The sequence below is a fragment of the Calothrix sp. CBUCES-K 9914 genome (assembly GCF_059640475.1).
Window position 1 is genome coordinate 1 of the sequence record NZ_JBXXZH010000334.1, and the last position, 8,624, is coordinate 8,624.

Genomic DNA, 8,624 nt, shown 5'->3' on the forward strand with positions numbered 1-8,624 from the left:
CTAGTCGGAGGCTTATATCTTGCACCTACACCCGCGCTTGGGTGGGACTATACGAACAAAGCCTGCCGGGAGCAGGCTATAAATACCTATTTTTTCGTGTTAATGATAAAATTAAGTATTAATACGTTGGTGCATAAAGTTCATGTCATTACTTGCTTACAAGGCATCGGTTGATAGCTGCCATTAGCAACAGCATCCCGCAACAAGTAAATATTAACAGTTTGATTGCTTTTAAAGTTATCGAGAGTTTCACCATCCACTCCCGCAGAACCACGATTTTCCGCAACTTTTTCCCACGCGCGTTGAAAGTTGCTGAGACTGAGAAACTCGCTAGCTATTTCAATCATAAATCTAAACGTTAAAAGTAATTGAGTATTACTTCCAAGTTTATCTGCCGATTGGAAAGCAATGTTTCCAAAGAGTTCTCTAATTGTAACCGTTCAGAGGGTGCCATTAAAGGATTAACTTTGAATCTAAATATACATGTATTATTTTTTCAAATGTAACAATAGTTGTGGTCGTAATAAATGGTGTTGAGATAGACTTGAGCTTCATACGAACTCCTAGCTGTTATTATATAGGAACAATTTCCTATACCAAAATTGTGTTGTATGAAATTACACTAGAATGCATTAATATCTGTAGAATTTGATTTTACGGCTAATTGCGTTGGGGAGCAGTAACCAACCGTGAAACAAATTCTCTATTAACTATGAAATGAATTTTTAAGGCGGTTGAAGCGCGACTGAACAAATAATGGTAGTTCAAAAAATTAAGTGTACTAAATTTAAGGAGACAAAATGATGCGTGTTTTTGTAACTGGTGGTTCTGGATTTGTTGGTCGTAACCTCATAACAACTCTTGTGCAACAAGGTGTTGAAGTACGCGCGCTAGTTAAGTGGGAGTCAGAAATTCATATTCTTGAATCTTGTGGCGCCACTCCCATAAGTGGGGATATTAATGACTTACAGGCACTAAAGTCTGGGATGTCCGGATGCTCAGTAGTATTTCATGTAGCTGCAAAGGTAGATGATTGGGGAGTTTTAGAAGATTTTCAGAAAGTCAATGTAAGTGGAACAGAGCAAACCATTGCAGCAGCAAGAGCAACAGGTGTACGGCGCCTTGTTTATGTGAGTACCGACGCTGTTTTGATAGAAGGAAAACCAATTATCAACGCGGATGAAACTCACCCTCTTCCAGCAAAACCATTAGGTTACTACGCACTTACCAAAGCAATTGCAGAAACAAAAGTTGTTGAAGCAAATTCAGATGAATTCACAACAATGGTAGTTCGTCCCCGTTTTGTCTGGGGAAAAGGAGACACCACATTACTCGCGCGCTTTGTTAAAGCTATGCGTAATGGTAATTTTGCCTGGATATCTGGAGGTCGCTATCCTATCTCTACATGCCACGTCAAAAATTTGTGTGAGGGATTGATTTGTGTGGCAGAGCGAGGAAAGGGTGGTGAAATTTACTTTATTACCGATAGTGTAACTGTGGAATTCCGAAGCTTTATTACAGAGTTAGCAAAAACTCAAGGAGTTAAACCAGGGAGACTTAGCATACCACACTGGTTAGTTTGGACATTGGCATGGAGTTTAGAGACTGCTTGGAATTTATTAAACCTCAAAGGTTCACCTCCAATTACTCGCACAGCCTTATCTATGATTGGGTGTGAAGTTACTGTAGATGATACAAAAGCACGACGCGAACTTGGTTATACACCAGTGATTTCACGCTCCGAGGGATTATTAGAAATGATGTAAAGCTTAATTTTGATGGCTGATAAAAATAAAAATAAAGGCGCCATTGCTGCTAACTAATCGCTGTATTAATTTTATAGGACTTACGCAAGTGGCATATAAAAACGTAGGGTGCGTGACGCTATGAATAAATTTCAACGTAGTTATAAGACTTGTAGCGTCATGCACCAACTGTTGGGTTACGTAAAGCCTCCACCCAACCTACAGTTTTAAACTTTGTATTTCTAGGACAGGCGAGACGCCTATCCTACGGGTGGACATATTTGATTACATTTCTTCTAATTCTTTACCTTTGGTTTCTTTAATTAGCAGAATCACAAAGAAGATAGAAATAGCTGAGGCAATGCTATATAAACCGTAAGCGGAACCTAAGCCAAAGTTTTTCAGCAAAGGAGGAAATGTAGTAGATATCAGAAAATTGGCAAGCCATTGTACCGCAGCAGCTAAAGATAGTGCTGCCGCGCGTATTCTATTATTAAACATTTCTCCTAACATTACCCAAACAATTGGACCCCAGGAGAAACCAAAAAAGACTACATATAAATTCGCTGCTATCAAAGCGACTATTCCTGATGCACCGGAAAGACTCGGATTACCTGTAACTGCATCTACAGTGGCGCCACCAAAAATGACAGTCAAAGTAGCTAAAGTCACTGTCATCCCAATAGAACCAATTACAAGTAAAGGTTTGCGACCAAATTTATCTACATATGCAATTGCGATTAACGTGGTCAAAATATTTACAACACCAGTGATAACGGTAATCAGTAAAGAATCCTTTTCAGAGAATCCAACAGCCTGCCAAAGCACACTGCTGTAGTAGAAAATCACATTAATGCCGACAAATTGTTGCAAAATCGATAATCCCATACCAATCCAAACAATTGGTAGTAGTCCACCACTACGACTGAGCAAGTCAGAAAATTTAGGCTTGCGTTCCGTCATCACAGTTTGCCGAATTTCATCTATCTTGGCATCAACATCACCACCAAGCACTTTTCTAAGAACTACCCCTGCTTGTTCATAACGTTGTTGAGCAATTAAATATCGTGGTGACTCTGGAATTTTCAACGCCGCTATTCCATACAATACTGCTGGTGGAATTTCTGCCCAAAACATCCATCGCCATGCTGTCACCCCAAACCAAAATGGCGCCTCCGCCGAACCTGCTGTGGATGCAATAAAGTAATTACAAAGCAGTGCTATAAATATTCCTACAACTATCGCTAACTGTTGTAGTGAACCTAATCTTCCCCGTAAGTGAGCAGGCGCCACTTCAGCAATATACGCTGGAGCAATCACACTAGCCATCCCAACACCAACTCCACCCACAGCGCGCCAAAAAATAAAATCCCAAATTCCAAAAGGCGCCCCCGAACCTATAGCGCCCAATGTAAACAAAATTGAAGCAGCTACCATAGTTTTGATTCGACCTTGCCTATCAGCAATTGGTCCAGCTATCCAGGCGCCAGCAGCGGAAGCTAACAACGCCGAAGATACTGCAAAACCCGTCATGAAGCTATCAATATTGAACGCTTTGCTCAAAGCTGACACGGCGCCGTTAATTACAGCAGTATCAAAACCAAATAAAAAACCGCCTAGCGCTGCAGCGACTGCAATTAAAATTACATAGGTTGTATTTTGTTGTTTCGTCAAAACCTGACTGTTAGATGCCATTTCCTATTCCCTAGTTTCTTTGATTTTCCGCAGGTAAACCCGCTCGCATAAATTCATGCGAGTAATAGTAATGTTAGTTGTATTAAGTTAATCTCTCCCTACATAATTTAATTTTTATACTTATGTGTAATTAAGTTCTCTATTAATAGGCAGATAAATCTAGAAATGTCAACTAAGCCTCACCCCTCAATTGAACATAAGAATCGCAACTATGTAAACTTTTGTAACCTCAATACTGTAATAATTAAGAAAATATTAATTATACTAGGCAATATTCAAAAAACGATGTAACATCCCAAATCACATCGTATTAAATTTGACTCTTGGTGCATTACAAAGAATTGCTATGTCTACTACACGTACTGATTTAAGCAGAATAATTAGATACATCGGTAATGGCTACCACATCCACGCACTACAGAGTGGCGCCAGCGCAAACTCTCTTTAAATTCCTTTGCAAAGGATGTAACGGATAAAACGGATAAACCATCCGTTACATCCGTTGTTATCCGTTGCCAACCTTCCCTATCCAAAAACTCTTTATGAAAAATATCTCCCTATTAATTTTCTTCTTTTTTTTATCAAATTTGAGTAGTCCAGCAGTTGCAGAAGTCAAGCAAGCCAAATTTAGTAACGATAATCAAACTTTAATTGTTGAAACACTAGATAATGACTTAATTCACTTTGAGTATTCGGCTCAGAAAGATAGTGACAAAAGTTCTGATATTAATACACCCTTATATACTTCACCGATGATTTATCGGAAAAACTATCCAGGGCCATCCGTTTATTCTCAGAATCGAAATATCATCGAAACAAGTGATATTCAGGTTACTATTAATCAAAGCAGTTTATGTATTTCCCTCTTTGACAAAGTTAAAAAAGCTGCATTAACTACCGTTTGCCCACAAGATTTACAGCAAGACTGGAAAGGTTTAACTCTGGCGCCAGAAAAAATCGAGAACGTATATGGTTTAGGACAACAGTTTAAAAAATTAGGCTCTGCTGATGGAGACTGGTTAAGTCATGGAGTACGAGAAGAACAACCCAAATGGCAAGAACAAGCGTATGGAAACGGTTTTATGCCATTTGGCTCTGCGGGGATGGTGGGAAATGTCCAGTTTCCAATTATGTATGGTTTAGGGAAAAATAATCTTAACTATGCTCTATTTCTCGATAACCCTTACAAACAGCGCTGGGACTTTACTAGCACACCCTGGAAAGTCCAAATGGAGGGTGAGCAAATTCGTTTCTATATAATGACAGGTAAAGATTTACCCGACTTACGCCGAGATTATCTCGAATTGGTTGGCAAACCTCCAGTACCACCAAAAAAAGCCTTTGGAATGTGGGTTTCAGAATTTGGTTACAAAAACTGGAATCAAGTTAAAACGCTTCGAGATGGTTTACGCGCGGATAAGTTTCCTGTTGATGGATTTGTTTTAGACTTGCAATGGTTTGGAGGAATTATTAAAGACAGTCCTAATAGTCGCATGGGAGCATTAGATTGGCACACAACCAGTAACGATGGTAATAACTTTGAATTTCCTAACCCTGCAAAACAAATTGCTGATTTTCTACAAGATGGCATTGGTTTTGTTGCCATTGAAGAAGCTTACATTAGTAAAAATACCAATACTTTTGCACTAATGCAAGCAGCAAATCTATTGGTTTATAAAAGAACTAATAATCAATGTGATGCCAGCAACCAATCTGCACCCGTAATTCTCAAAAACTGGTTTGGTGAAGCTGGGATGGTAGATTGGTCGGATAAAGCTGCTGGTGAATGGGTACATGAAAATCGACGGTTTCCCAATTTAGTGCAAAAGGGAATTCTCGCTCATTGGACAGATTTAGGAGAACCGGAAAAGTACGATGGTAATGCTTGTTATGAGGGTATGGAAGTTGCAGGTGTTAAACGTAATCAGCATAAAGATATCCATAACCTTTACAACTTGTTTTGGAACCAATCTATATATGAAGGTTATTTCCGCCATCGTAACGAAATCAACCGTAGACCTTTTATTGTTACACGTTCCGGCGCCCCTGGTACTCAAAGATATGGCGCCGCGATGTGGTCGGGGGATATTGGTTCCAACTTAGAATTACTTGCGACTCATCTAAATTCACAAATGCATATGTCTTTCTCAGGTATTGATTATTATGGGTCAGACATTGGTGGTTTCCGACGTGAGGGTGTTCCTTATAACGAGAATCATTCTGGTAGTTTACAGTATCAAGCCGAAATGTACACACAATGGTTTGCAAATGGCGCCTGGTTTGATGTACCCGTTCGTCCCCACACAGACAATAGTTTTCAAACTGCAAAGCGTTATGAAACAGCACCCAATTTAGTAGGTTATAAACAAATCAACTTAGAAAATATTCGCCAGCGATATGAATTAACCCCTTACTATTATTCTCTCGCTTACCGCGCGCATTTACTTGCAGAACCTCTAATAGCTCCCCTTGTCTTCTATTTCCAAAATGACCCAGTAGTTAGAAACATGGGCAACCAGAAATTAATCGGTAAAGATATCATGGTAGGTGTCGTTGCTAAACATGGCGAATATGAACGTGATATTTATCTACCTCAAGGCAAATGGATAAATTACCATACTAATCAATGGTTAAGTAGTACTGGTGAATGGATAAAATCTTTTCCTACTTATATAGATGCTATTCTCCGCTTACCTACTTTTGTTCGCTCCGGCGCCATTATCCCACTAATGCACGTTGATACTGAAACCAAAAACGTCTTTGGAGCAGGAACTTTAAAGAATGACCTAATTCTCAAAGTTTATCCTGACGAAAAAAACAGCCAATTTACACTCTACGAAGATGACGGCTCAACCATCAGCTATACTGAAAACAAAGAGCCAATATATCAAACCAGAACTACAGATATTAAAGCTGTAAAATCAGGAAATATTGCAACAGTCACCATAGAAAAAGCTAAAGGCACCTACCAAGGAGCAATTCAACAGCGAAACAATATAGTACAATTAATCGCTGAAAACGCCAAAGCTACTGCTGTCACTGTAAATGGTACAAAATTAACTCAATTTAATAATAAAACTGAATTTGAAGGCGCCGCTCGTGGTTGGTATAATGCTGGAGATAACTTAATTATCGCAAAATCAGGAATTACAGGCGCCGAACAAGACAAAGAATTTAAATTTAATCTAACAAACATTCCCGTTACAACATCTATAAACTTTGTATGTGACAACGCTTGGGCAAAACCCGGAGAAAGCATATACGTAGTAGGAAACAAACCGCAGCTAGGAAACTGGGATACAAACAAAGGCAAAGCATTATCACCAAACGTTTACCACGAATACATTTACAACCCACCACCAAACCATAACGGGCCAGGCCCAAAAACACCAAAATGGACAGGTTTAATATCTGGGTTATCACCTAACACATCAATTCAATGGAAATGTGTGAAAAAACTCAGTGTCGGCAAATGGCAATGGCAAACAGGAGACAACAATCAAATTCAAACTAAAAACATTACATATTCAGGTTCAACCAAAGGAAAACTGTAGGTTGGGTTCCGCAAAGCCTCTACCCAACAGACAAATTATTTTATTTAGGGCTTGCTGAAAAACTCCACAAAATTAATCTGGATGCGCTCACAGTACAAAAAATGGTTGTTTCGGAGGTTAGCTTAAAAATCAAGCCCTAATTTTTCCACCCAAATGCACGGATTTTGAGCCGATAGGCGCCTTAACTCTTGCACCTAATTGGAATAAAAATGCTTGAAATCCTTACATGGTAAAGGTTATATTTCTATTCAGCAAGCCCTATTTAATCCCACAATACTTGTAGAGACGTCAAAGCCTCCCATTGGGAAGTTGCAAATTCGGCTTCCATTTGCAATACTTCTCTTTGATACTCAGGGTCATTAATCATTTCTGTCAATCGTGCATCAATTTCTGCCCTTTTCAGCGCTTCTAATTCTCGACGCAAAGCTTTAGCTATAAACTCATTACGACTTTTGGCTTTCCCTTGTTGAACAGCTTTATCTGTTGCGGCTAATAAGTCAGGTGAAATAGCTACGTCGTTAAGAATAATTAAATTTTCCATATAGTATAACTTACCTAATTTTTTAGTTTATCTATATAATGACATGTTATCAGCTTTCATTGCACATGCATATTGCAGGCGCCTTCCCTATCGATTGTAAGTGAAAGTATGGAAATCAACCCATTCATTAGTTTTGTACGTCGGGAGAGTACTTTCTTGCTCCCCGCAACACCTTACACGCTTAAATTAAAGGCGCCTTCTGAACATAAAAAATTATTACTTCTGTGTTAAAGCCCAAATACCATTCCAGTTTTCGGGAACTCCCTGTTTTAATAAGATTTCTACTCGCTCTAAGTAAAGTAATGATGTTTTATCTGAGGGATGAACGGTGAGTACTTTTTCAAAATATGTTTTTGCAAGAGCTAAATCACTGCTTTTATAGTACTCTAATCCCAGTTCAAATTCTGGTTGCGTTTGGATTTTCAATGCTCGAATTGCTTCAAGTTCTGCATCGAGTACTTCATAAATTGCTATTGCTTCAGTCCGTCCTTTAACTATTACTCTATCCAAAAACCGAATTTGATATTTTTCAGGTTGACTTAGATGGTGTAGCGTTTGCTCGGAAATTAATAGGGATACGCCGTAAAATTTAGTTAGTCCTTCCAGACGCGCGGTCAGGTTAACATTATCAGAAAAAGCATCTTAATTTCATTTTTGCTTACCTTATTTTTTTTGCGTAGGTTAGGCGTCTCGCCTGACCGCACCAGAACCGCACAGGCGAGATGCCTATGCTACAATTGTGAGGCAATAAGACCTTTAACTATAGCAACTCCCCAGTAACACATGGCACAGGTGTCATCTATTTCTGCTGTAGTACGGAATGAGCGAGCTGCTTCATCATGATTAAACCCGTAAGTCAAAATTAGTCCTTGGTCAAAATAACGTTGAGCAAGTTCTGATTTTGTTGAAATTGGGTGATGATAGGCGCCGAGATTATTTAATAAAGGTGCCGTGTGTTGTATTTCAGCACTGGGGCTTGAATTATTCGCTACTGCTATGGGTGTTTGTATGAAAGTTCCATAAAATAATATAGCCTTTCCTAAGCTGGTGAGGTACAATAACAGCAATGAGCAAACCAATTACGAATGT

The 8,624-nt window shown here is 39.1% G+C and carries 7 protein-coding genes; 2 read left to right on the top strand and 5 right to left on the bottom strand.

What is annotated here, in order from left to right:
* Positions 1-140: 140 nt before the first annotated feature.
* Positions 141-347, bottom strand: coding sequence for a hypothetical protein (locus AC2JBO_RS40175; RefSeq protein ID WP_496959222.1), 207 nt, complete (start codon positions 345-347; stop codon positions 141-143).
* 453 nt (positions 348-800) lie between these two features.
* On the opposite strand from AC2JBO_RS40175, the gene AC2JBO_RS40180 reads away from it, so the two are divergent.
* Positions 801-1,766, top strand: coding sequence for an NAD-dependent epimerase/dehydratase family protein (locus tag AC2JBO_RS40180; RefSeq protein ID WP_496959223.1), 966 nt, complete (start codon positions 801-803; stop codon positions 1,764-1,766).
* A 264-nt stretch (positions 1,767-2,030) separates the two neighbouring features.
* On the opposite strand, the gene AC2JBO_RS40185 is transcribed toward AC2JBO_RS40180, so the two are convergent.
* Positions 2,031-3,440 (bottom strand): sugar porter family MFS transporter, encoded by a 1,410-nt coding sequence (locus tag AC2JBO_RS40185; protein ID WP_496959224.1) that lies wholly within the window; start codon positions 3,438-3,440, stop codon positions 2,031-2,033.
* A 542-nt stretch (positions 3,441-3,982) separates the two neighbouring features.
* Between AC2JBO_RS40185 and AC2JBO_RS40190 the strand changes: the two genes are divergently transcribed.
* Positions 3,983-6,994 (top strand): TIM-barrel domain-containing protein, encoded by a 3,012-nt coding sequence (locus AC2JBO_RS40190; RefSeq protein WP_496959225.1) that lies wholly within the window; start codon positions 3,983-3,985, stop codon positions 6,992-6,994.
* Positions 6,995-7,256: 262 nt separating this feature from the next.
* Here the strand turns inward: AC2JBO_RS40190 and AC2JBO_RS40195 are convergent, their stop codons facing one another.
* From AC2JBO_RS40195 to AC2JBO_RS40205, 3 genes are all read right to left on the bottom strand, one after another.
* Entirely contained in the window at positions 7,257-7,535 is a 279-nt protein-coding gene (locus tag AC2JBO_RS40195) for a ribbon-helix-helix domain-containing protein (RefSeq protein ID WP_496959226.1), read from the bottom strand.
* A gap of 216 nt (positions 7,536-7,751) precedes the next feature.
* A complete protein-coding gene (locus AC2JBO_RS40200; RefSeq protein ID WP_496959227.1) occupies positions 7,752-8,045 on the bottom strand; it encodes a hypothetical protein in 294 nt (97 codons plus the stop codon).
* A 221-nt stretch (positions 8,046-8,266) separates the two neighbouring features.
* On the bottom strand, positions 8,267-8,602 hold the full coding sequence (locus AC2JBO_RS40205) for a hypothetical protein (RefSeq protein ID WP_496959228.1): 336 nt from the start codon (positions 8,600-8,602) through the stop codon (positions 8,267-8,269).
* Between the last annotated feature and the right edge of the window lie 22 nt (positions 8,603-8,624).

Coding starts and splice junctions, on each gene's coding strand:
- AC2JBO_RS40175 (WP_496959222.1), bottom strand. CDS start 347: ATGATTGAAATAGCTAGCGAGTTTCTCAGTCTCAGCAACTTTCAACGC.
- AC2JBO_RS40180 (WP_496959223.1), top strand. CDS start 801: ATGATGCGTGTTTTTGTAACTGGTGGTTCTGGATTTGTTGGTCGTAAC.
- AC2JBO_RS40185 (WP_496959224.1), bottom strand. CDS start 3,440: ATGGCATCTAACAGTCAGGTTTTGACGAAACAACAAAATACAACCTAT.
- AC2JBO_RS40190 (WP_496959225.1), top strand. CDS start 3,983: ATGAAAAATATCTCCCTATTAATTTTCTTCTTTTTTTTATCAAATTTG.
- AC2JBO_RS40195 (WP_496959226.1), bottom strand. CDS start 7,535: ATGGAAAATTTAATTATTCTTAACGACGTAGCTATTTCACCTGACTTA.